17 protein-coding genes, 5 tRNA genes and 1 rRNA gene are annotated in these 23,559 nt (G+C 46.3%); 19 read left to right on the plus strand and 4 right to left on the minus strand.

Features of this window, described 5'->3' with window-relative positions:
* The first annotated feature begins 96 nt into the window (after window positions 1-96).
* Window positions 97-1,299: an EAL and HDOD domain-containing protein gene (locus tag ASC49_RS15675; RefSeq protein ID WP_055464193.1), complete on the plus strand. Its 1,203-nt coding sequence runs from the start codon at window positions 97-99 to the stop codon at window positions 1,297-1,299.
* A 978-nt stretch (window positions 1,300-2,277) separates the two neighbouring features.
* On the opposite strand, the gene fdxA is transcribed toward ASC49_RS15675, so the two are convergent.
* A complete protein-coding gene (gene fdxA / locus ASC49_RS15680) occupies window positions 2,278-2,601 on the minus strand; it encodes a ferredoxin FdxA (protein WP_055464194.1) in 324 nt (107 codons plus the stop codon).
* Between the two features lie 114 nt (window positions 2,602-2,715).
* Window positions 2,716-5,367: a DNA mismatch repair protein MutS gene (gene mutS, locus ASC49_RS15685; RefSeq protein ID WP_055464195.1), complete on the minus strand. Its 2,652-nt coding sequence runs from the start codon at window positions 5,365-5,367 to the stop codon at window positions 2,716-2,718.
* Between the two features lie 74 nt (window positions 5,368-5,441).
* Here mutS and ASC49_RS15690 point away from each other — a divergent pair, with 74 nt between their 5' ends.
* From ASC49_RS15690 to ASC49_RS15705, 4 genes are all read left to right on the plus strand, one after another.
* On the plus strand, window positions 5,442-5,930 hold the full coding sequence (locus ASC49_RS15690) for a CinA family protein (RefSeq protein ID WP_055464196.1): 489 nt from the start codon (window positions 5,442-5,444) through the stop codon (window positions 5,928-5,930).
* A gap of 97 nt (window positions 5,931-6,027) precedes the next feature.
* Window positions 6,028-7,101, plus strand: coding sequence for a recombinase RecA (recA, locus tag ASC49_RS15695; RefSeq protein ID WP_055464197.1), 1,074 nt, complete (start codon window positions 6,028-6,030; stop codon window positions 7,099-7,101).
* 265 nt (window positions 7,102-7,366) lie between these two features.
* Entirely contained in the window at window positions 7,367-8,752 is a 1,386-nt protein-coding gene (locus ASC49_RS15700; protein ID WP_055464198.1) for an SLC13 family permease, read from the plus strand.
* Window positions 8,753-8,884: 132 nt separating this feature from the next.
* Window positions 8,885-10,402 carry a coiled-coil domain-containing protein gene (locus ASC49_RS15705; protein WP_055464199.1) on the plus strand — a complete coding sequence of 506 codons (1,518 nt, stop codon included), beginning with the start codon at window positions 8,885-8,887 and terminating at the stop codon, window positions 10,400-10,402.
* Window positions 10,403-10,419: 17 nt separating this feature from the next.
* Here ASC49_RS15705 and ASC49_RS15710 read toward each other — a convergent pair whose 3' ends face one another.
* The gene (locus tag ASC49_RS15710) at window positions 10,420-10,869 is read right to left on the minus strand and encodes a regulatory protein RecX (protein WP_055464200.1); all 450 of its coding nucleotides are present in this window, start codon (window positions 10,867-10,869) and stop codon (window positions 10,420-10,422) included.
* 179 nt (window positions 10,870-11,048) lie between these two features.
* Here ASC49_RS15710 and ASC49_RS15715 point away from each other — a divergent pair, with 179 nt between their 5' ends.
* The 10 genes from ASC49_RS15715 (at window position 11,049) to ASC49_RS15760 (ending at window position 18,594) form a co-directional block, all read left to right on the plus strand.
* Complete coding sequence (locus ASC49_RS15715; RefSeq protein ID WP_055464201.1) at window positions 11,049-12,305, plus strand: D-amino acid dehydrogenase; 1,257 nt, start codon at window positions 11,049-11,051, stop codon at window positions 12,303-12,305.
* Between the two features lie 9 nt (window positions 12,306-12,314).
* Entirely contained in the window at window positions 12,315-13,415 is a 1,101-nt protein-coding gene (gene alr / locus ASC49_RS15720) for an alanine racemase (protein WP_055464202.1), read from the plus strand.
* Window positions 13,416-13,629: 214 nt separating this feature from the next.
* Window positions 13,630-16,248, plus strand: coding sequence for an alanine--tRNA ligase (alaS, locus tag ASC49_RS15725; RefSeq protein WP_055464203.1), 2,619 nt, complete (start codon window positions 13,630-13,632; stop codon window positions 16,246-16,248).
* A gap of 50 nt (window positions 16,249-16,298) precedes the next feature.
* On the plus strand, window positions 16,299-17,540 hold the full coding sequence (locus ASC49_RS15730) for an aspartate kinase (RefSeq protein ID WP_055464204.1): 1,242 nt from the start codon (window positions 16,299-16,301) through the stop codon (window positions 17,538-17,540).
* A gap of 136 nt (window positions 17,541-17,676) precedes the next feature.
* Window positions 17,677-17,865, plus strand: coding sequence for a carbon storage regulator CsrA (gene csrA / locus ASC49_RS15735; protein WP_055464205.1), 189 nt, complete (start codon window positions 17,677-17,679; stop codon window positions 17,863-17,865).
* A 63-nt stretch (window positions 17,866-17,928) separates the two neighbouring features.
* Window positions 17,929-18,018: transfer RNA gene (locus ASC49_RS15740), tRNA-Ser, on the plus strand.
* 15 nt (window positions 18,019-18,033) lie between these two features.
* Window positions 18,034-18,110: transfer RNA gene (locus ASC49_RS15745), tRNA-Arg, on the plus strand.
* Between the two features lie 25 nt (window positions 18,111-18,135).
* A tRNA-Arg gene (locus tag ASC49_RS15750) sits at window positions 18,136-18,212 on the plus strand.
* A 203-nt stretch (window positions 18,213-18,415) separates the two neighbouring features.
* Window positions 18,416-18,505: transfer RNA gene (locus ASC49_RS15755), tRNA-Ser, on the plus strand.
* A gap of 12 nt (window positions 18,506-18,517) precedes the next feature.
* Window positions 18,518-18,594: transfer RNA gene (locus ASC49_RS15760), tRNA-Arg, on the plus strand.
* 48 nt (window positions 18,595-18,642) lie between these two features.
* Here ASC49_RS15760 and ASC49_RS15765 read toward each other — a convergent pair.
* Window positions 18,643-19,614, minus strand: a complete 972-nt coding sequence (locus ASC49_RS15765) for a tRNA dihydrouridine synthase (RefSeq protein ID WP_055464215.1) — start codon at window positions 19,612-19,614, stop codon at window positions 18,643-18,645.
* 151 nt (window positions 19,615-19,765) lie between these two features.
* Between ASC49_RS15765 and ASC49_RS15770 the strand changes: the two genes are divergently transcribed.
* The 4 genes from ASC49_RS15770 to ASC49_RS15785 form a co-directional block, all read left to right on the plus strand.
* Window positions 19,766-20,017: an OadG family protein gene (locus ASC49_RS15770; RefSeq protein WP_055464206.1), complete on the plus strand. Its 252-nt coding sequence runs from the start codon at window positions 19,766-19,768 to the stop codon at window positions 20,015-20,017.
* Between the two features lie 30 nt (window positions 20,018-20,047).
* The gene (oadA, locus tag ASC49_RS15775; RefSeq protein WP_055464207.1) at window positions 20,048-21,835 is read left to right on the plus strand and encodes a sodium-extruding oxaloacetate decarboxylase subunit alpha; all 1,788 of its coding nucleotides are present in this window, start codon (window positions 20,048-20,050) and stop codon (window positions 21,833-21,835) included.
* 14 nt (window positions 21,836-21,849) lie between these two features.
* Window positions 21,850-23,022, plus strand: a complete 1,173-nt coding sequence (locus ASC49_RS15780) for a sodium ion-translocating decarboxylase subunit beta (RefSeq protein ID WP_055464208.1) — start codon at window positions 21,850-21,852, stop codon at window positions 23,020-23,022.
* A 463-nt stretch (window positions 23,023-23,485) separates the two neighbouring features.
* Window positions 23,486-23,559, plus strand: a 16S ribosomal RNA gene (locus ASC49_RS15785); the annotation flags it as partial.

A 23,559-nucleotide genomic window follows, 5' to 3' on the forward strand; every position in this document is an offset into this window, starting at 1 on the left:
CCAAAGCGAAATTTGGCAATATACTGCGTAATATCTTGGCAAGGTTACATCACCCATGGTAGCACTGCAGTTAATGATTAGAAGGTACGAGAACATATGATGTATCACAATGTTGCGCTCGCTCGACAGCCTATCGTTGATAACAAGCTATCGACGATGGGTTATGAGCTGTTGTATCGCCGCGACGCTGACGCCGTTAATGCCGATGTTTATGACCAAGTGGGTGCGACGGCACAAGTGATTACGACTTGTTTGCTAGATCTGGGGTTGCACAACATTGTGGGAACAGGAAAGGCTTTTGTGAACTTTCCTCGAGGCTATTTAGTTAACCCTAGCGGCGTGCCACTACCAAAAGAGCACACTGTGATTGAAGTGTTGGAAAGTGCGGGTTTTGATGCGGTTCTATTGGCATCGTTACGTCGTTGGCACAATGCTGGCTTCAAAATTGCCTTAGACGACTTTGTCTATGAACCGCGTTTGACCCCATTTGTTGAGATTGCCGATTACGTCAAGTTGGACATGCTAGCGTTGGGCAAAGATAAATTTCACCAGCAAGTGGAAGCATTACGTCCTTATAACGTGAAGCTGATCGCAGAAAAGGTCGAAACTTGGGACGATTACCACTTTGCTAAGTTGTTGGATGTGGATTATTACCAAGGCTACTTTTTTGAAAAGCCACAAGCGATTGCTAAGAAAGCCTCTACTGTGAATCAGATGACCTTAATGCATTTGATGGCCTCTTTGATGCGCGCCGACGATATGTCGATTTCGGAATTAGAAGAGTTTGTTGGGCAGGACATAGGCCTTGTGCATAAATTGTTAAAATATCTGAATTCGCCTTTGATGGGATTAGTAGCATCGGTTGATTCGCTGCGTTTAGCCATCATGCTGATTGGTACAGAGCAACTCAAATCGATCACTAACTTATTATTAATGTCAGACATAACGGCTGATCGTGAAGTGCTGCAAGGGCAAGTGTTATTGCGTGCCAAGCATGCAGAGCTGTTTGCAAAAGCACAGCATTATGCCAATGAAGAGCGTTACTTCCTTGCGGGCATGCTTTCCATGATCGATGTTTGTGTTGGCATAGACTTAGACGACATTTTAGCAGAGCTGCCGCTGCCGCTTGAATTTACTAATGCCATCCTAGAGCGCACAGGGCGAGTGGGTTACACCCTAGATTTGATTGAAGCGTATGAAAAAAATCGCCCGATTAAGTCTGACGAAGACATGAAAACTCTCGCCCGAACCTATGCCGAAGCCGTAACTTGGGTAGAAAGCTTCCGCGCAACGCTTTAAAAATAGGGTTGTGTGTAGGGGGATTCCTACGTGGACTGTAGGGGATGTCTGAGATATTGCGAGAAAATCAGAAGAGTCGCTTCTTATTTTTTGTAACTTAATGATTGTTAAGGATAAAATCAGTTTTTTAGCAGATGTTCTCTTTTTTGCAAACTGTCTAAAATGCCGTATAGTTGATTTATCCAAAGGGAGCTCAAGGACTGAGACGCACAACGAAGTGCAGCAAGGTAGGATTCCTTGTGGGATATAAAATGGATGAGCGAGGGACGCTCTAAGAAGGATTTTAAAATTAGGAAGCGGACTCTAGGGAACAGAGTCTTGGCACTAGGATTTGGTGAATCTCAAGGACTGAGTCGTTAGGATAACGATTACTCAATGGATGAGCGCTTTAAAGGATTTAGAGCACAACGACGGGCAGCTTAGGCTGCCCTTTTTTGTTTTTGTCGTTTACTCATCTAGAAAGATTCTAAGCTGTACTGGCTATTTTTGTAGGGAATATCTGACAGGGGTGTAGGACTTTTCAGTAATGTGCGCAGGATAACGGAAAATTATCCAATGAAATTATCTAAGTGTATGATTTTATTGGTTAATTTTTGTTTTTTTGGTTTTTTTCATAAGTTGCATCTGGCTCAAAATAGGGTACATTTAGCTTATCCAAACGGAACTCATGGATTGAGACAGCACAGAGACGTGCAGCAAAGCAAGATGCTTTGTGGGATAACTGGAACAGAGTGAGGACCACTCTAAGACGGATTTTGACAGGACAAACTAACTCGACGGATTTGAGTTACAGGCCAAGATGGCAAGTTACGGATCGACAGCGACGGAATCGCACACTCAAGGAACGAGCGCTTTAATGGACTAGAGCAACAAACGGGCAGCTAAAGCTGCCCTTTTCTTTGCCTGAAATTTAAGTGACACCTTTCCATCAGGCCTAAAAAAAGCAGCCGGAGCTGCTTCTTTTTCAAGTACTTAAGCTTAGCGCTCTAGGTACTCAAGCTTGTCTTCAACACCGTCCCACTGCGCTGCATCTGGTAGAGCGTCTTTTTGCTCAGTGATGTTTGGCCAAATTAGAGACAGTTCTTGGTTTAGCTCAACGAATACTTCTTGGCCTTCTGGTAGCTCGTCTTCAGAGAAGATCGCACCCGCAGGACATTCTGGTTCACAAAGAGCACAGTCGATACATTCGTCTGGGTTAATCGCTAGAAAGTTTGGGCCTTCGTAAAAGCAATCTACAGGGCAGACTTCTACACAGTCTGTGTATTTACAACGGATACAGTTGTCAGTAACGATGAAAGCCATTCGACTTCTCCTAGAATCAGTTCAAAATTTTGCCAGTATTTTAGTGGTATAGGCCGTAAAGCGGCAAGGGACAATTGGCTGTCCCTCTAAATTTTCTGATATTAGCTTATGCAGCTACAGACCACTTTTCAATTTATGTAATAGATTAAGCGCTTCCAGCGGTGTGGTGTTGTCTATATCAAGCGCTGCAATGGCCTCTTTTAATTGGCTGGCAGCATCTAGCGCAAACATATCCGCTTGCATCGGTGTGGCTTTGCTGGTGCTCTTGGCTACAGGAGCTGGCGCAGGTGAGGGTTCCGCCACCACGGCTTTGACCGGCTCAATGGCTGTTGCGATCGGTTGTGCGACACGTCCACCCTCCAATTCGCCTAGCTTTTGGCGAGCCTCTAGAATTACGCTACGTGGTACACCGGCCAATTGCGCAACTTGTAAGCCGTAGGACTGACTCGCCGGGCCATCGTGTACTTGATGCATAAAGACGATCTCGTCTTCGTATTCAGTAGCGGTTAAGTGTACATTGGCAGCATTTGGTAAGCGCTCTGCCAGCGTGGTCAGTTCGAAGTAGTGGGTAGCAAACAAGACATAGCTGCCCAATTCATTAGCAAGGTATTCCACCGCAGACCAAGCCAATGACAAACCATCAAATGTACTGGTGCCGCGGCCCACTTCGTCCATTAACACTAAGCTGTCTTTGGTGGCGTTATTCAGGATATTGGCGGTTTCTGTCATTTCCACCATAAAGGTCGAACGGCCACCTGCTAAGTCGTCAGATGAGCCCATACGAGTAAAGATACGATCGACCACAGAAATCGATGCAGACTCAGCAGGGACAAAACTACCGGTATGCGCTAACAGCGTAATGATAGCGATTTGACGCATGTAGGTGGATTTACCGCCCATGTTGGGGCCGGTAATCATTAATAAGCTGCGACCTTCATGAAGATCTAAGTCGTTTGGAATGAACGGATCAGAAATGACCGCTTCGACAACTGGGTGACGACCCGCTTGGATCGACATGCCGCCACGATTGTGTACCTCTGGGCAGCAGAAACTTAAACGATTAGCGCGCTCGGCAAAACACGCTAAGACATCCAGTTGTGCTACGGCTTGGCTGGCTGTTTGAAGTGGCCCAAGCACCTCGTTAAGTTTATCTAGCAGTTGTTCATAGAGTTGCTTCTCACGTGCGAGCGCTTTTGATTTGGCGCTGAGGGCTTTGTCTTCAAACTCTTTAAGCTCTGGAGTGATAAAGCGCTCTGCGTTTTTCAGAGTTTGGCGACGCACGTATTCTGTTGGCGCTAAGTCAGAATGTAGACGGCTAATCTCGATGTAATAACCGTGCACACGGTTGTAGCCTACTTTAAGTGATGAAATCCCGGTGCGCTCTTTCTCACGGCGTTCCATTTCAGCCAAGAATTCTGTGGCATTGGTAGAAAGAGAGATCAGTTCATCTAGCTCGTCATCGTAACCTTCTGCAATCATACCGCCATCACGAATTACCGCTGGTGGGTTGTCCACGAGAGCACGTGCTAATTCATCGGTCAGCTCAGGTTGCTCGACCAAGCGATCGTGCAGTTGTGCCAAACGGGTGTTGTCCGGAATGTCCCGTAGAGTACGACGCAGCTCAGGCATGGTTTCCAGTGCCATGCGTAGGCGCACTAAATCACGAGGGCGGGCGGAACGAAGCGCTACACGCGATAGAATTCGTTCCATGTCACCCACCGCTTTGATGGTGCTTTGCAGGGTTTCAAAGGCAAAGTTAGCCATTAAATCGCGCACTGCTTGTTGGCGTCCATGGATCTCATCAAGGTTGCGAATCGGTGTGTGCAACCAGCGCTTCAGCAAGCGCGAGCCCATCGGCGTAGCGCAGCTATCAATCACGCTCATCAGCGTATTGCTGGTGCTGCCGTTTAGGTTTTGGTCGATTTCTAAGTTACGGCGCGTAGCACCGTCAATCAATACCGAATCATCGCGCTGCTCGACACTAATGGATTGAATGTGCGGTAGCGCCGAGCGCTGAGTATCTTTGGCGTACTGTAGCAAAGCTCCTGCTGAGGCAATCGCTGCGGTCAGTGCTTCACAGCCAAAGCCTGACAGATCTTTGGTGTTGAATTGTTGGATCAACTGACGGTAGCTGGATTCGTAATCAAAATGCCAAGGCCCCAATTCGCTGACGCCACGTTCTAATGTAATGATATCGCGGGCAGGGAAGTCTTCTGATAGCAAAATCTCTTTTGGTGATAAGCGCTGTAATTCGCTCGCTAATGCTTCATGGCCATCCACTTCAAACACACAGAAACGGCCGCTGGCCATGTCTAAGTAGGAAAAGCCAAACACGTCAAGGCCTTTTCGTTGTACGTGAGCGACAGACAACAGTAAGTTTTCACGTTTTTCCTCAAGGAAGGCTTCATCACTGATGGTGCCCGGTGTCACAATACGTGCCACTTGGCGCTCTACCGGACCTTTGCTGGTCGCTGGATCACCGACTTGCTCGGCAATGACCACAGATTCTCCCATGCGAACTAAGCGGGCAATGTAGTTTTCTGCCGCATGAAATGGGATGCCGGCCATCGGGATTGGTTTACCACCGGAATGACCGCGAGCCGTAAGCGTAATATCTAACAGTTCGGCAGCGCGTTTGGCGTCGTCGTAGAACAGCTCATAAAAGTCACCCATGCGATAAAACAGCATTTGATTGGGATGCTGTGATTTAAGGCCAAAGTATTGGCGCATCATGGGGGTATGATTGTCTTTGTCTGATTGGCTCATGTGAGGCTCACGTTGTGTGGATGAAACAGGGCCGATATTCTAAGGCATAATTTATTGATATTTAAGGGAACAAAATGGTTCAAGAAAAATTCCTTAAAGACTTGGTGAAACAAGTGGCACGCCGCTTGTCCGAACGCCAACAAATGTTAATCACCGCGGAATCCTGTACCGGTGGCTTAATTGGTGCTTATTGCACGGAATTGGCGGGCAGTTCGGAGTGGTTTTATGGTGGGGTGATCAGCTACGCCAACGAGGCAAAAGTGGCGGCTCTGGAGGTATCAGAGACGACGTTGAATACAGAAGGCGCGGTCAGCCAAGCTACGGTGCGTCAGATGTGTGCTGGTGCGCTGGCATTGGGCGGTGATGTGGCGGTTGCCGTGAGCGGGGTGGCAGGCCCAAGTGGTGGTAGTGTGACTAAGCCTGTGGGCTGTGTGTTTATCGGTTGGCAGATAAAAGGTCAGCCTGCAGTGATTGAGCGTTGCCAGTTTGAGGGGACTCGACGTGCCGTTCGACGCGAAACGGTTGCTCGTGCGTTAGCGGGCATTCTAGAGCTGACAAAATAAAAATCTGTGTTTTTATACAGTATTTTCTTGAGCGAATTTTTAAAACGCGCTACATTAAGCCCAGTTTAAATCTACGGATACCACTTAGGATTAAAATATGGCTACCACGGCAGACAACAAGAAAAAAGCGTTAGACGCTGCGCTTTCCCAAATCGAGCGTCAATTTGGTAAAGGCGCCATCATGAAGATGGGTGAAGGTGCGAAATTAGACATTGAAACGGTTTCAACGGGTTCATTAGGCTTAGACATTGCCTTGGGCGCGGGTGGTCTGCCATACGGTCGTATCTGTGAGATTTACGGTCCAGAATCTTCTGGTAAAACAACGTTGACATTGAGCGTGATTGCCGAAGCGCAAAAGCAAGGAAAAACGTGTGCCTTTATCGACGCGGAGCACGCCTTAGATCCATCTTACGCAGAGAAACTAGGTGTTAACATCGGTGAACTATTGGTGTCTCAGCCTGATACGGGTGAGCAAGCGTTAGAAATCTGTGACATGTTGGTGCGCTCTAACAGTGTTGACGTGGTTATCGTCGACTCCGTTGCAGCCCTTGTACCTAAGTCTGAAATTGAAGGCGAAATGGGTGACTCTTCAGTCGGTGTGCAAGCGCGACTATTATCACAAGCGATGCGTAAGCTGACTGGCTCGATTAAACACGCCAACTGTCTCGTGGTGTTTATTAACCAGATTCGTATGAAGATCGGTGTGATGTTTGGTTCACCTGAAACGACGACTGGCGGTAACGCACTGAAATTCTACAGCTCGGTTCGTCTAGACATTCGTCGTATCGGTTCGGTGAAGCAGGGCGATGAAGTGATTGGTAACGAAACTCGCGTTAAAGTGGTGAAGAACAAGATTGCACCGCCATTTAAACAGGCGGAATTCCAAATCATGTACGGCTCTGGTATTTACCGCATGGGCGAAATCATCGATCTAGGCGTGAAACAAGGTTTCATTGATAAATCGGGTGCTTGGTATGCTTACGGTGGTAACAAGATCGGTCAAGGTAAAGCCAATGCTGCGCAATACCTAGCGGATAACCCTGCGATCGCGCAAGAAATCGAAGGCATGATTCGTGAAGCTTTGTTGACTAAGACGAAGCGTTCTGAAGAAGCGGCTAGCACGTCTGATGCAGACGATGTGCTAGAGAGTGAAGAAGAACTGGACTTCTAAATTCCAAACAAAAGTTTCAAAAGCAGCCTTCTGGCTGCTTTTTTTATGCCCGAATAGAAGCGAATAGGTAAAAAAAATCATTCTTATGCCCTAGGTGGCTCATAAGATATTGTCTCTTAGTAAAACAGTAGAGCAACTGACATATTTTTCCGTTATCTCATATTGCACGGTCGCTAATAGTTTGGACTATCATGCCCATGCTTCTCTACATGGCTCTCTTACTGAGAGGTGTGCGTGATGATTGCCTCGATAAGGAAATATAAGAATGAATCGAAATGATGCTCCACCTGTACAAAATACGCCCCAGAAATGGCTCTTTAGTCCGAAGAGTTTGATTGTCTTTGCGGACATCTTACTGTTTGCAATCCTCTACAACACATTACCGTTTGAACCTAATGTTGTTCTTGGTATCAGCATGTTGGCTTTTATCGCGATTCTTTGGCTAACCGAAGCGCTACACGTGACGATTACAGCGATCTTAGTACCGGTTATGGCGGTGCTGTTCGGTATTTATGACACACAAGGTGCATTGAATAACTTTGCGAATTCCACCATCTTTCTTTTCCTCGGCGGTTTTGCGTTGGCGGCCGCTATGCATGTTCAAGGATTGGATAAAGTTATTGCTGATAAAGTGCTGCATATGGCCCGTGGTCGCATGAGCCTTGCAGTGTTTATGTTGTTTGGTGTCACCGCGCTACTGTCTATGTGGATTAGTAATACGGCAACGGCAGCAATGATGTTGCCATTGGTGTTAGGAGTGTTGAGTAAGGTCGATCAAGATCGTGGTCACAGCACTTATGTGTTTGTTTTGTTGGGTATTGCTTACAGTGCCAGCATTGGTGGTATTGCCACTCTAGTAGGCAGTCCACCCAATGCGATTGCGGCCGCTCAAGTCGGTTTGTCTTTCTCTGACTGGATGAAGTTTGGTGTACCTGTTTCTATGATTATGTTGCCCGTTGCGGTGGCGTTGCTGTATTGGGTGTTTAAGCCCGATCTGCGTGGCAACTTTGATCTAGCTGTTGAGCCAGTGCAATGGAATCGAGGTAAGGTGCTGACATTACTGATCTTTTCATTGACAGTCTTGATGTGGATTTTTAGCAAGCCAATTAACAGCATGCTAGGCGGTATTAAAAGTTTTGACACCATTATTGCGCTAGGCGCGATTGTATTGGTGTGTTTTTCTGGTGCCGCTAAATGGAAAGATGTTGAGAAAACCGCTGACTGGGGCGTATTGCTACTATTCGGTGGTGGTATTTGTTTGAGTAATGTATTGAAACAAACCGGTACCAGTATGTTCCTAGCCAATGAGCTGAGTGCCATGATTGCTGATCTGAATATCGTGCTGGTGATCTTGGTGATTGCCGCGTTCGTGGTGTTTTTAACGGAATTTGCCAGCAATACGGCCAGTGCTGCGTTATTAATTCCTGTCTTCAGTGGCTTGGCGGAAGCCTTTGGCGTGTCGCCAGTGATTCTGGCGGTATTGATTGCTATCTCTGCGTCCTGTGCCTTTATGTTGCCAGTGGCGACCCCACCGAATGCTATCGTCTTTGCTTCGGGGTATATCAAGCAGAGTGAGATGATGCGCATAGGCTTTATCTTAAATATTGCTTGTATTGCTATGCTCACTGTTATCGCGGTTATTTTCTGGTAATAAGTATGCCTAGGCATAGGTAGTTGAAGTACGACAGTAAGTACTTCAACTGTTAAAAATAGTAAGCCCTATGGTGTCTATTTTTTTAAACCACTATTCTAAAGGCAAACGCATAGAGTCTAGGGATGTCACATGAACTTGTTTTGGATGCTTGTTAGTGCCTTAGGTATATCGGCCTTGCTGCTCGTGGCAAGTGCCGTTTGGTACGTTCTTGCTAAACGTAAGTTAAATCAGAAGGAAGAAAGTCCTCTTGATGAGGCGGATAGTAGTGAGAGGCTAGACGAGCAGCGGATATTAGAGAAAGAGCATTGGCTGGCCTTACTGAATAAGCAGCAAGCTATTTGTGATGAGTTGCTGGAACATCAGCGTGCCACTGGGAGTGATGATTTAGCACTACGTTGCTGGAGCAGCTTCTTGGATGTCGAGCGAATCCTATTAGAGCAAGAGGATGCAAAATTTGAAGATTACCTCGACAAGTTCGAATTTGTAATCGAGTTATTAAAGCACGCTCAAGAAATTGATGACTTGCTCAAGCAATTGACGGTTAGTAATCAACTGTTAAAACAACTCAATAAAGTCGCCCAAAAAACCGGTGAAACCGTGTTCGAACAGATGAACATCACCGCTCATCTCAATTTAAAGCTCGATCAACTACAAGAAAAGCTGCAAGAAGAAGTAGCGCTCGACAAAGAGTTGGCGGAGGTGCGTGCTGAGTTGGCCTGTTTGTTTGAATTTGCCGAAAGTTTAAAGCATAAGATTGATGCTAAAAGCGAGCATGACGAAGATTACATGAGTGTCTTGTCTGAGTTTTTAGGCAGTGCCTCAACGGTGGGCTTTCTTACGACAATGAAAAGTGAGTTGGATGAGAAGGTCGATGAGCTGCAGGATCTAGCGGACTATCGTAGTCAAGTGATCGCCGAGCTTAAAGCTCGGTTAAAAACTTTGCGCAATGAAAATGATGGTCAGCGGGGGCATATTGCTGAATATGATATTGCTTTTGCGCGCGTTGAGAAAAGCTTGTTAGAAAGTAATCGAGTTATCAAAGCGTTGGAGCAGAAGCTCGACAGCCTGCAAACGATCAAGTACAACTTGAGCGTGGATGTGCGTAAGCGTGATGAAGAGCTTAAGATCAAAGACGCGAAATTACGTGCCAAGGGTGGGGAAGCAAAGATGCAAGTTCAGGCAGCTTTGGCACGAGAGCAAAGCTCAGTCAATGCTATTGTCGATTTTATGGATCAGGTGCCCTTTCGACCTGAGTTTTCTCAGTTTGAAGAGCAGCAAAGTGAGAAGTTGGCCACCCTACAGCAGTTAGTGCAAGAGTCTGAATTGTATGTAAATGTGCTAGAGCGCGACTTAGAAAAAGAGAAAATTGAGCATGAGCGATTGTTAGCACGTCTGGAGCATAAATCAGCGGAGCCATTAGATTTGTCAGATCAAGAGCTGGATGAGTTGCGTAATTTGCGTGAAGTGAACAGTGAGCTTGAGGAAGAGAAAATACGTTTACTGGCAGAGCTATCGAGTTCGAGCGAAGACAGTCAGGAAATACAGGCGCTGCAGCAAAAGATTAAAGAACTTGACTTAAAAATTGAAACCATACAAATCAACTATGTCAACATGGAGGAGCGTTATCTGAATTCTTTGATGTCTTAATCTGCACTAATTCAGACTTAATCCTCTAGAGACCATTCTGTCGCGTATTTCACTTCATCAAAACTAAAGCCACGATAGAGCAGGTATCGAGTTTGTTTTGCACGAGCCTTAAAATCCTGCTCAACCGCAAAGCCAAACTTGCGTTGCTTTAATTCCAGAGCCAACTCAAACCAGTCCACTTCCAATGAATTAACTGCCTGCTTTGCCATCTGCTCTTGAATCCCTTTCATACGCAGCTCATTAAGAATGCGTTGTTTTCCCAATGGTTTGGCGGCTTTACTTCGGCTAAAAGCCTCCGCATAGCGCTCATCACTTAGATAGTTCAATTCCATTAGATAGTGAATGGCGGTATCAATACTGTCCTGCTCAAAGCCTTTGCGAGACAGCTTTTGTTGTAGCTCTTTGGTGGAGTGTTCGCGGGCACCGAGTAACCATAATGCGTAGTTCTTTGCGTCTTGCTGCGACATGATAAGTCCTAGATAAAATGAAAATGATTATAGCTAAAATGATTGAATATTTAATTTATATTAAATTCTATAAATATTCATATTTTAAGAATAATATTCTTTAAAGTGCTAATTATATGGTTAGATATTTTTTATATGTTTTGTAAAAATAGCGAATAATTCTTCTGTAGAGGTTTGCTATGAAAGTTTGTATTTTGGGCGCGGGCGTTATCGGTCTGACATCAGCTTATTATTTGGCTAAGAAAGGAATGCAAGTCACCGTGGTGGATCGTCAAGCTGACGTCGCAATGGAGGCGAGCTTTGCCAATGCTGGCCAAGTTTCACCAGGTTACTCTGCGCCTTGGGCTGCACCAGGTGTACCATTGAAGGCTGTTAAATGGCTGTTTGAGAAGTACGCGCCACTAAAGATCAGTCCAGAATTAGAGCTCAAAAAAGTAGCATGGATGTCGAAAATGTTGCGCAACTGCACGGCCTCCAAATACAACATCAATAAATCGCGTATGATGGCGCTAGCAGAGTACAGCCGCGACTGCTTTATCGATCTGCGTAAAGAGATCGGTATTCAGTATGACGATGGGCAAGGCGGCACTTTACAGTTGTTCCGTAGTGACGCTCAGGTCGAAAGTTCTGAGAAGGACATCAAGGTACTGAAATCTTTGGGCGTGGCGCACGAAGTATTGAGTCCTACAGAGATATTAAAAGTTGAGCCGGGGTTAGCACCTGTTATTGATAAGTTTAAAGGTGGTTTGCGCTTAACCGGTGATGAAACGGGTGATTGTTTCATGTTCTGTAATGCACTGAAAAAACAGTGTGAAGACTTAGGGGTAACCTTCAAGTTTAATACCCAGATCACGAAGCTAGTGGTTGAGCAGGGAAAAATCCAAACGGTTGCGACTTCTGAAGGGAACATCGACTGTGAACAGTTGCTAGTATGTTTGGGTAGCTACTCAAAAGAAATGCTGAAGGCGATTGGTTTAGATGTGCCGATTTATCCTGTCAAAGGCTACTCTTTGACGGTGCCTATTAGCGACGCTCAGTTTGCGCCAACATCGACCATTATGGACGAAACCTATAAAGTAGCGGTCACTCGCCTTGGTAATCGTATCCGCGCTGCGGGTACGGCAGAACTAGCAGGCTATAACTTAGACTTACCCAAAGCGCGTACCGACACCATTACTCACGTGGTCAGCGATGTGTTCCCGCAGGGGGCTGATCTTGCTGAAGCTGAGTATTGGACTGGGTTACGTCCAATGACACCAGATGGCACTCCAATTATTGGTGAAACACCCATTAAAGGTCTATATCTCAATACTGGTCATGGTACTTTGGGATGGACTATGAGTTGCGGCTCCGCAGCCGTAATTGCTGATATCATGGCAGGCGAAGTAACGGCGATTGATTCGTCAAGCTTAGCTGTAAAACGTTACGCAAACTAAGGGGCAGAGATGTCAAGGCCACTTACAGCGACCGTCGATTTAGAGGCGATCCTGTCCAATTATCGTTATGCAAAGCAACTGCATCCAACATGTAAGGCTTTTGCTGTCGTAAAAAGCAATGCTTACGGTCACGGTGCCGTGCGCGTTGCACAATATCTTGAAGGCGATGCTGATGCTTTTGCTGTTGCCTCAATTGAAGAGGCGATCGAGCTTCGCGAAGCCGGAATCGAAGCACCGATCATGCTGTTGGAAGGTGTGTTTGAGGCAGCCGAGTGGGAACTCTGTGTTGAGCATAATTTCTGGACGGCTCTGGAAAATCCTCTCCAGCTGGAAAGCCTGTTGGCGTTAGGAAAGCCAATCGAAAAAGTGTTCGTGAAACTGGATACTGGGATGCACCGTTTGGGTGTCAGTAAGGAAGTTGCGGCGCAATATGTTCAGACGTTAAGGGAATCAGGTTTAGTGGGTGAGGTCTTGTTGATGACACACTTTGCTTGCGCTGATGATCTAGCGGATTTAACGACCATGAAGCAACTGACTTATTTCGAACAAGCGCGTCAGTTAATTGGTGGGATTGAAGCCAGTGTCGCCAACTCGGCAGCTATCATGAAATGGAGTGTGCCAGAAGGTGGCTGGATTCGCCCGGGCATCATGCTCTATGGTATTTCGCCTTTTGCTGAGGTGAGCGGTGTAGATCTAGGTTTAAAACCTGCTATGACATTGACCTCGAAAGTAATCTCGGTGCGCAATGTGGCAGAGGGCGACAAGGTTGGCTATGGCCTGTCATACCAAGCTGAGCAAGATCATCAATTGGCAACCATTGCCGTGGGCTATGGTGATGGCTATCCGCGTGCTGCCGATCATGGCACGCCAATGTTGATCAATGGACAAGCAGCGGAGCTGGCTGGACGTGTGTCGATGGATATGATTACAGCGAAGTTGTCTTCTGAATCCGCGCAAGGATTAGCAATCGGGGATGATGTGGTGCTATGGGGGGCGGGGGTATCCGTTGAAAAGGTGGCGTATTGGGCGAATACCATCGGCTATGAGTTGGTAACCCGCATGACATCGCGTCCTAAAATTGTCTATCGAGACGACGAAAGCTCTCTATAATATTGTGTTAAGCCTTTTATTAGTGGCCTTCACAGGCCACTAAATCCTCTTTTTTGATCAAAAAGTAACGAAATTCAATTTTTAGGTTTTGATCAACTACGTCGTTTGCGTGTACTATTTTCTACCTTTCTAACGCACTGAATTGGCCTTATCGTTAAGGCGGTAGTGCTGTTTAATTCGCCAGATATTTTTAGAGATAGAGTCTCATCCAATTATGAAGAGTTCTGAGTTACGCCAAGCCTTTTTGTCTTTCTTCGAAAGCAAACAGCACCAGATCGTGGAATCAAGCTCCTTGGTTCCAGGTAATGACCCGACCTTGTTGTTCACCAATGCGGGCATGGTGCAATTTAAAGATGTATTCCTAGGTGCCGATCAGCGTCCATACACTCGTGCGGCGACGTCGCAGCGTTGTGTGCGTGCCGGTGGTAAACATAACGACCTTGAAAACGTGGGCTACACGGCGCGTCACCATACATTTTTTGAGATGTTAGGTAACTTCAGCTTTGGCGACTACTTCAAAGACGATGCGATTGCCTACGCTTGGGAATTCCTAACAGGCGTCCTAGGCTTACCAAAAGACAAACTTTTGGTAACGGTCTACGCGGAAGACGATGAAGCGTACAATATCTGGAAAGATAAAATTGGTGTACCTGCTGAAAAGATTATTCGTATCGGCGATAACAAGGGCGCACGTTACGCATCCGATAACTTCTGGGCGATGGGCGATACGGGTCCTTGTGGTCCATGTACGGAAGTTTTCTACGATCACGGCGAACATATTTGGGGCGGGCCTCCAGGCTCTCCAGAAGAAGATGGTGACCGCTTCATCGAAATCTGGAACGTTGTATTTATGCAATACAACCGTTCTGCAGATGGTACGATGGCGAACTTGCCTAAGCCTTCCGTAGACACAGGTATGGGGCTTGAGCGTATTTCTGCCATTTTGCAGGGCGTTCACTCTAACTACGAAATTGACCTGTTCCAAAATCTAATTAAAGCGGCTGCAGCAGCGGTAGGTACAGAAGATTTGTCTTCTCAATCGCTGCGAGTTATCGCTGACCACATTCGTTCATGTTCCTTCATGATCGTGGATGGTGTTGTACCGTCTAACGAAGGTCGTGGCTACGTGTTGCGTCGTATTATTCGTCGTGCGGTTCGTCACGGTAACAAGCTTGGTCAGAAGCAGCCGTTCTTCCACAAATTAGTGGCAGCACTGGATGCTGAAATGGGTGAAGCTTACCCTGAGCTAAGTAAGTTGGCTGACCGAGTTGCTTCTATTTTGCTAAAAGAAGAAGAGCAATTCGCGAAAACACTAGACCAAGGTATGCGTATCCTTGAGGAAGCTATTTCTAACCTAGGCGATAGTAAAACCATCCCAGGTGAGACCATCTTCAAACTGTACGACACCTACGGCTTCCCAGCAGATTTAACTAATGACGTAGCGCGTGAAGCAGGCCTTGAAATCGACGAGGCAGGTTTTGAATCAGCGATGGATGAACAACGTGCGCGTGCGCGTTCTGCCAGCAATTTCAGCATGGATATGTCAGGTTCAGTCAGTGTTGATGGCAAAACTGAGTTCACCGGTTATAAGCATCTAGAAGGTCAAAGTGCCGTTGAGCAAATTTTGCTAGACGGTGAATCTGTTGATGCGCTTCAAGCGGGTCAGAAAGGTTTAGTCATTCTAGCGGAAACGCCATTCTACGCTGAGTCAGGTGGTCAGGTCGGTGACCAAGGTTGGTTCCGTGGTCCTGCAGCGGTCAAAGTTAGCAACACGACCAAACAAGGCAAAGTGCACTTACACCATGTAGAAGTGCGCGAAGGTGCTTTGAAAGTAGGTGACGTAGTGACAACAGAAGTAGATAAATCACTTCGTAATGCTACGGCTCTGAACCACTCTGCAACACACTTGCTACATGAAGCGCTGCGTCGTGTGCTTGGTGATCACGTACTGCAAAAAGGTTCTTTAAATGATCCAGAACGTCTACGTTTTGACTTCTCTCATTTTGAAGGCATGACACCAGCTGAACTTGAGCAAGTCGAAGATATGGTTAACGAACAGATTCGTCTAAACCACGAAACGGTGACGGAAATCATGGATGTCGAATCAGCAAAAGCGAAAGGTGCGCACGCATTGTTCGGTGAAAAATACGAAGCTGAGGTTCGTGTATTGACCATGGGCTCTGAGTACTCCATCGAATTGTGTGGTGGTACGCACGTGAAACGCACGGGTGATATTGGTCTGTTTAAGATTGTTCAGGAAAGCGGTATCGCAGCGGGCGTTCGTCGTATCGAAGCTGTAACAGGAAAAGCTGCGATTGATGTGACACGTCAAACGGATGCATCATTATCGAAAATTGCCGGTTTGTTCAAGGCAAGCAAAGAAGCGGCTTTGGATAAAGTGGTTGCCCTAAACGATCAAGCGCGTGCACTGCAGAAAGAAATCGACCAGCTGAAGTCTAAATTGGCGGCGCAAGCGGGTGCAGACTTGGCTTCTCAAGCAGAAGACATCAACGGCGGTAAGCTTTTAGTCGCGCAAGTTGAAATTGATGATCCGAAAGGGTTGCGTGATCTACTGGACGAGCTTAAGAGTAAGCTTGAGTCAGCCGTTATTATGTTAGCAGCGGTGAATGACGGTAAAGTCAGCTTGATTGCAGGCGTCACTAAAGAGCTAACGTCTAAAGTAAAAGCTGGGGACCTCATCAAAATGGCGGCTCCGTATGTGGATGGTCGTGGTGGTGGTCGTCCAGACATGGCACAAGCAGGTGGCAGCAAACCTGAAGGTGTGGCAGAGGTGCTGGCGGTTGTTCCTGATTGGGTCAAGGAACGAGTATAGTTAAGTAATACGCGCCCCCCTGGGGCGCTTTTTATTTAGGATGACGTAATATGGCATTGTTAGTTCAAAAATATGGCGGCACCTCGGTCGGCTCAGTTGAGCGTATCGAAGCGGTAGCCGATCGTGTCTTGAAGCACAAACAACAAGGAGACGACATCGTCGTGGTGGTGTCGGCCATGAGTGGCGAGACCAATCGTTTAATCGAATTGGCGAAAAGTATTCAGGCCACTCCTGATGCCCGTGAAATGGACGTTCTTCTGTCCACTGGCGAGCAAGTAACCATTGCTTTGTTGAGTATGGCGCTGATGAAGCGCGGTTTACAGGCTAAATCGTATACCGGCAGCCAAGTACGTATCACCACAGACAGTGCGCATGGCAAGGCGCGTATTCAGGATATTGCTACCGAGTCGATGCGAACAGACTTGGAGCAAGGTAAAGTGCTTGTCGTGGCAGGTTTCCAAGGTGCTGACGAGCACGGCAATATTACCACGCTTGGTCGTGGTGGTTCTGATACCACAGGCGTGGCCTTAGCGGCAGCTCTCAAAGCCGACGAATGTCAGATTTATACTGATGTAGACGGCGTTTATACGACCGATCCGCGAGTTGTTGACACTGCCCGTCGTCTTGACAAAATCACTTTTGAAGAGATGCTTGAAATGGCAAGCCTAGGCTCTAAGGTTTTGCAGATCCGTTCTGTCGAATTTGCCGGCAAGTATCAAGTTCCATTGCGTGTGCTTTCTAGCTTTGTGGAAGGAGAGGGTACGCTAATTACTACTGATGGAGAGATTTCTATGGAACAGCCAGCGGTTTCTGGTATTGCATTTAACCGAGATGAAGCAAAGTTAACGCTCAAAGGAGTGCCTGATGTGCCTGGGGTGGCTTCAAAGATTTTGGGCCCTATTAGTGATGCCAATATAGAAGTCGATATGATCGTTCAAAACGTATCGATGGATGGCACCACTGACTTTACGTTTACAGTGCATCGTAATGACTACGAGAAAGCATTAAAAGTGCTAGAAATTGTGGCGCAAGAGTTAAATGCTAAAGAAATTTTATCAGACGATAAGATTGCTAAAGTGTCGATTGTAGGTGTGGGTATGCGCTCCCATGCTGGTGTCGCAACGAATATGTTTAAGGCATTAGCGGCAGAGTCAATTAATATTCAACTTATCTCCACATCTGAGATTAAGGTGTCTGTCATAATTGATGAGAAGTATATGGAATTAGCCGTACGTTCATTACACTCGGCATTTAAACTTAACGAACCGAATTCAGGTGTTAGCGAAGCTTAACACTTTGATACAAGTTCACTGTTAAGTTGTATAGATTCGAGTTAAGAGAGCGGCTACAATTCATCTTGTAAGGAAATCCCTACAAACGTAGTCAGGGGTTTCTGACATCTCACAAGGATATTTAAGGAGAAGTGTAATGCTTATTTTAACTCGTCGCGTTGGTGAAACTCTAATGGTTGGTGATGAAGTATCAGTAACGGTACTAGGTGTTAAAGGTAACCAAGTACGTATTGGTATCAATGCACCAAAAGATGTATCAGTGCATCGTGAAGAAATTTATCTTCGCATCCAGAAAGAGCAAGACGACCAAAATTCAGAAGATTAAAATTTTTTTGAAAAAAGGCTTTACATAACAAATGGGGTCTCTATAATACGCCGCACTTGTTACGGAGAGTTGGCCGAGTGGCCGAAGGCGCTCCCCTGCTAAGGGAGTATGGGGTGAAACTCATCGAGGGTTCGAATCCCTCACTCTCCGCCATTTTAAATGTGCTGTGCATCCGTAGCTCAGCTGGATAGAGTACTCGGCTACGAACCGAGCGGTCAGAGGTTCGAATCCTCTCGGATGCGCCATCTAAAAGTCAAAAAAAGTAGTTACGCATCCGTAGCTCAGCTGGATAGAGTACTCGGCTACGAACCGAGCGGTCAGAGGTTCGAATCCTCTCGGATGCGCCATTACTTACCCTTCTAAGTAAGTTCTAAAATCACACATCTACTTTATACTACATAAGTAATCATTTAGCTTGGTCTTGGTTGGTGGTTTCACTTCTTTAGTTTTTAGATCTCTACTGATTGTTTTTATTAAGATTTTTGAAAATCTTACCATTTTTTGGGTTGCGTTTGTGATGATGAGTATTCATAATACGCAACACATCGACGGAGAGTTGGCCGAGTGGCCGAAGGCGCTCCCCTGCTAAGGGAGTATGGGGTGAAACTCATCGAGGGTTCGAATCCCTCACTCTCCGCCATGTTTTAAATGTGCATCCGTAGCTCAGCTGGATAGAGTACTCGGCTACGAACCGAGCGGTCAGAGGTTCGAATCCTCTCGGATGCGCCATTTAATTCTTCATTGCCCCTCGTTTAGTTTATCCCCAATCTCTTAGTCTCAACTTTGTATCGATTGCATGAGTGCTTTTAGCTCATCCGTATGCTGTGTGCTACGAATCACTCGTAGATTATCTGCAATCACCGGCCAGTTTTGGCGTAGGTGGGCACTCCATTGTTTAATTCGGCCTAGGGTTGCAAAGTTGTCATAATGTTCTAGCAGCTCATCAATGTAGCTGTTAATGAGCGAGAACAGCTCTTCTAAAGTGCCTTGCGGGCCGCCTTTAAGCTCTCGGAAGATAAATGGATTACTTAGGCTGCCGCGGCCAATCATAAAATGTGAGCAGCCCGTGATGCTCATGCAGCGTGCCAATGACTCGCGATCTTGGATGTCACCATTAGCGATAATTGTCATGTTTGAGCGTTTAGACGCTTCCCCTATTTTTTCCCAGCGAGCGGCTGGCCCATAGCCATCTTTCTTAGTGCGACCGTGAATAGTCAAAGTGCTGGCACCAGCTTGTTCAATCGCATCCAAATTTTCAAAAAATAACTCTTCATCCAGATAACCTAAACGCATTTTTGCTGACAGTGGAATGTGTTTAGGCAGCGCTGCGCGAACAGCGTGCACGACTGCGTAGAGCGTTTTTGGGTCTTGTAGAAGAAAAGAGCCACCACCATGACCATTAACGCGTTTCGCGGGGCAGCCAAAGTTCAGGTCGACGTGGGTAGCGCCTGCCTCACTGGCTTCATAGGCTGTTTGCGCCATGGTTTCGATATTGGAGCCCAGAAGTTGTAGGTGAACAGGGTGCCCGTGAGGAGTTTGTGCTTGATGGCTTAACTCGGGTACTAGGCGCTTTAAGGAATGCGCTGGAACACTGCGCTGCGTAACTCGAACGAATTCTGAAACGAGGTAGTCCATTCCTCCGATACGCGATAGAAGTGTCCTCATAGTATGATCCATGACACCTTCCATTGGAGCCACCGCCAGTATGATATTCGATGGTGATAGATTAGCAGTGGCGCAATTTAGCATGTTCACGTTGTCAACATCCAAGCAAAAAAATATGAAAACTATATGCTTTGTGATACAAAATAATGCATATTGGGGAATTATTGTGCATCACAGCATTTGTGGAGTACGGATAACCGCGCCCTGAATTATTCAGATTTTAATGGAAAGTGCTATGAATAACTTAATAAACGATGGCTTTGGCTTAATGTTGCTAGGCATGGGATTTGTATTTGTCTTCCTATGTCTATTGATTGTGGCAACCGGGTTTATGTCGAAACTTATTAATCGATATTTTCCTGAAGCTGCTCCTGTAGCGAAGAAGCCTGCTATGGCTCCAAGCGCTGCTACTTCCGGAGCTTCTGCAACCGACCCTAAAATAGCTGCGGCTATTACGGCAGCCATTCATCAACATCGTAACCGTTAATTCTCATTTGAAACGATTAGAGGCCACAATATGTCTAACAGTAAACAACCACTTGGTATCACGGATGTCGTATTAAGAGATGCGCATCAATCTTTATTTGCGACGCGTATGCGCATTGATGACATGCTGCCTATTGCGGAAAAATTGGATCAAGTTGGTTTTTGGTCATTAGAGTCATGGGGCGGCGCGACCTTTGACGCTTGTATTCGTTTTATTGGCGAAGATCCGTGGGACCGCATTCGCGAATTAAAGAAGGCGATGCCAAATACGCCGCAGCAAATGTTGCTGCGTGGTCAAAACCTTCTAGGTTACCGTCACTATGCAGACGATGTGGTAACTAAATTCGTTGAACGAGCTGCGAAAAATGGTGTCGACGTATTCCGTATTTTTGATGCGATGAACGATCCGCGTAACCTTGAAACCGCCATTAAAGCGGTCAAGGCTGAAGGTAAGCACGCTCAAGGCACGATCTCATACACTAAGAGTCGTGTGCATACGCTACAAAACTGGATTGATTACGCGAAAACCCTAGAAGATATGGGAGCTGATTCCATTGCTATTAAGGATATGTCGGGCATTTTGACGCCATATGATGCGTTTGAATTGGTTGGTAAGCTGAAAGATCAGACTCAGTTGGAAGTTCAGTTGCACGCGCACGCGACCTCTGGTCTATCTGATATGACCATTCTAAAAGCCGTTGAAGCGGGTGTGGATCGTGTTGATACTGCGATTTCTTCTATGTCGATGACCTACGGTCACTCGGCAACAGAGTCTGTTGTTGCAGCACTTCAAGGTACAGATCGTGATACTGGTTTAGATTTGGCAAAACTTGAAGAAATTGCTGCCTACTTCCGTACCGTTCGTAAGAAGTATGCGAAGTTTGAAGGCTCTCTTCGAGGTACAGATTCTCGTATCCTAATTGCACAAGTGCCAGGAGGGATGTTAACCAACATGGAAAGCCAGCTGCGCGAGCAGGGTGCATCTGACAAATTTGATCAAGTTCTGGAAGAAATTCCACGCGTACGTGAGGACTTAGGCCTAATTCCTCTGGTGACTCCAACCTCTCAAATCGTCGGTACTCAAGCAGTACTGAACGTTCTGACGGGAGAACGTTACAAGTCTATTTCTAAAGAAACGGCGGGGGTTCTTAAAGGTGAATACGGTGCCGCCCCAGCTGAGTTCAATAAAGAATTACAAGCCCGTGTGCTAGATGGTGCCGAAGCGATTACTTGTCGACCTGCGGATTTGCTAGAACCTGAGATGGATAAGCTTTCATCTGAGCTGTCTGATCTAGCAAAAGAGAAGGGCATTAAGCTGGCATCCGATGAAATTGATGATGTGCTGACGTACGCTTTGTTCCCGCAGATCGGTTTGAAATTCCTGCAAAATCGTGGTGATGCGTCGGCATTTGAGCCAGCTCCAACTGTAGAGGATGCTGCGCCTATCGCATCACCTAAAGCCGTTTCTAAAGATGGCCCAGCGGTATACACCGTAAATGTTTCTGGTCAGAGTTTTGTTGTGCAAGTGTCTGAGGGCGGTGATGTTAGCAATATTCAGCCTGTTTCTGCTGCGCCACAAGCTAGTGCGCCTGTTACGTCAGCTGGAACTGGTGAAGATGTTCCTGCGCCACTTGCTGGTAATATCTTTAAAGTCTTGGTTGCTCCAGGCCAACAGGTTGCTGAAGGCGATACTGTCATGATCATGGAAGCAATGAAAATGGAAACAGAGATTTCTGCGCCAAAAGCTGGCACCGTTTCTGCCGTTTACGTAAAAGAGGGTGATGCCGTTCAAGTCGGTCAAGCCCTATTGGCAATGTGATAGGTCGATAGAGAATGGAACATAAACTACTTAACCTGTATCACGATACAGGAATTTATCAGCTGGAATTAGGGCAAGCCATTATGATGGCGGTTGGCCTTCTGCTGGTGTTTCTTGCAATCAAGAAAGGTTTTGAGCCTTTATTGTTATTGCCCATCGGTATCGGTGCAGTGCTTGTTAATATCCCTGGTGCGGGTTTTATGGCTGCTCCGGTCTATGATGCGGCAGGGCATATGGTGTCGCCTGGTGGTCTGCAGTACTACATTTACCATGGTGGTATCGAGACAGGATTGTTTCCGTTGCTAATCTTTATGGGAGTGGGGGCGATGACGGACTTTGGTCCGATGTTGGCGAACCCAAAAACCTTATTGCTTGGTGCGGCTGCACAGTTTGGTATCTTTGCGACAGTAATCGGTGCGGTACTATTAGGTGCTTCAGGCATTATGGACTTCACTTTAGCGGATGCCGCTGCGATTGGTATCATCGGTGGCGCGGATGGTCCTACCGCTATCTTCGTTGCTAGCCGTCTAGCGCCTGAGCTGTTAGGTGCTATAGCTGTTGCAGCATACTCATACATGGCTTTGGTGCCTCTGATTCAACCACCTATCATGCGTGCACTGACTTCTGTTGAAGAGCGATCTATTAAAATGGAACAGCTTCGACACGTTACCAAGGGGGAAAAGATTGTTTTCCCGATTGTTGTAACGATCTTGGTTGCAATGTTCTTACCTTCTGCAGCACCTCTGCTAGGTATGTTTTGTTTTGGTAACTTGATGCGTGAGTGTGGTGTAGTTGATCGTCTAAGTGATACTGCTCAGAATGCACTGATCAACATTGTAACCATTTTCCTTGGTTTGGGCGTGGGTTCTAAGTTGAGTGCTGAAGCATTTTTGAATATCGAAACTCTGGGGATTTTGTCGTTAGGTCTGATCGCTTTCTCCATCGGTACAGCGGCAGGTGTCTTGATGGCTAAGCTAATGAATAAGTTTTCTTCAACGGCAATCAACCCTCTTATCGGGGCGGCTGGCGTATCAGCTGTGCCGATGGCTGCACGTGTTGCGAATAAAGTTGGCCTTGAAGCAAATAAACAGAACTTTTTGTTGATGCATGCAATGGGTCCAAACGTTGCTGGAGTAATTGGCTCTGCGGTAGCTGCCGGTGTAATGTTAAGTTACGTAGGCGGTTAATAACTTAGATGTGCTGAGCTATAAAGCCCACTACTTAATAAGTAGTGGGCTTTTGCTTTTACGGGCTCTAGTTGAGTCTTAATAGATGTCTAAGAAGTGTTGCTTGTTTGTTTTTGATCGTTTTTTGCTTGGTTTTGATCGATAAATAATCAGTTTTTCGGTTTCATCGTAAGAATCGCAACTTTTTTAAAATTATTTTAAAAAGTGCTTGCGCTGAAAATTCTGATGCGTATTATACGCACCCACTGACACGGACAACGCTTCACAACAACGAAGCACACCGCGTCAGACGCTCTTTAAAATAGATAATCAGATAATTTGTGTGGGCGCTTGCTGGAGACTTCTCAAAAACTTTGAAGTCTTAAACAAGTGACCATGTCAATTCGCTTTACGTTCTTTAATCTTTGGGTTGAAGGATATAGTAAAAGTCAGACGTGATTCACGAGTTTGAGCAAACTTTTTTAAACTGAAGAGTTTGATCATGGCTCAGATTGAACGCTGGCGGCAGGCTTAACACATGCAAGTCGAGCGGTAACA

It is taken from the genome of Marinomonas fungiae (assembly GCF_001418205.1).
GTDB classification, from domain to species: domain Bacteria; phylum Pseudomonadota; class Gammaproteobacteria; order Pseudomonadales; family Marinomonadaceae; genus Marinomonas; species Marinomonas fungiae.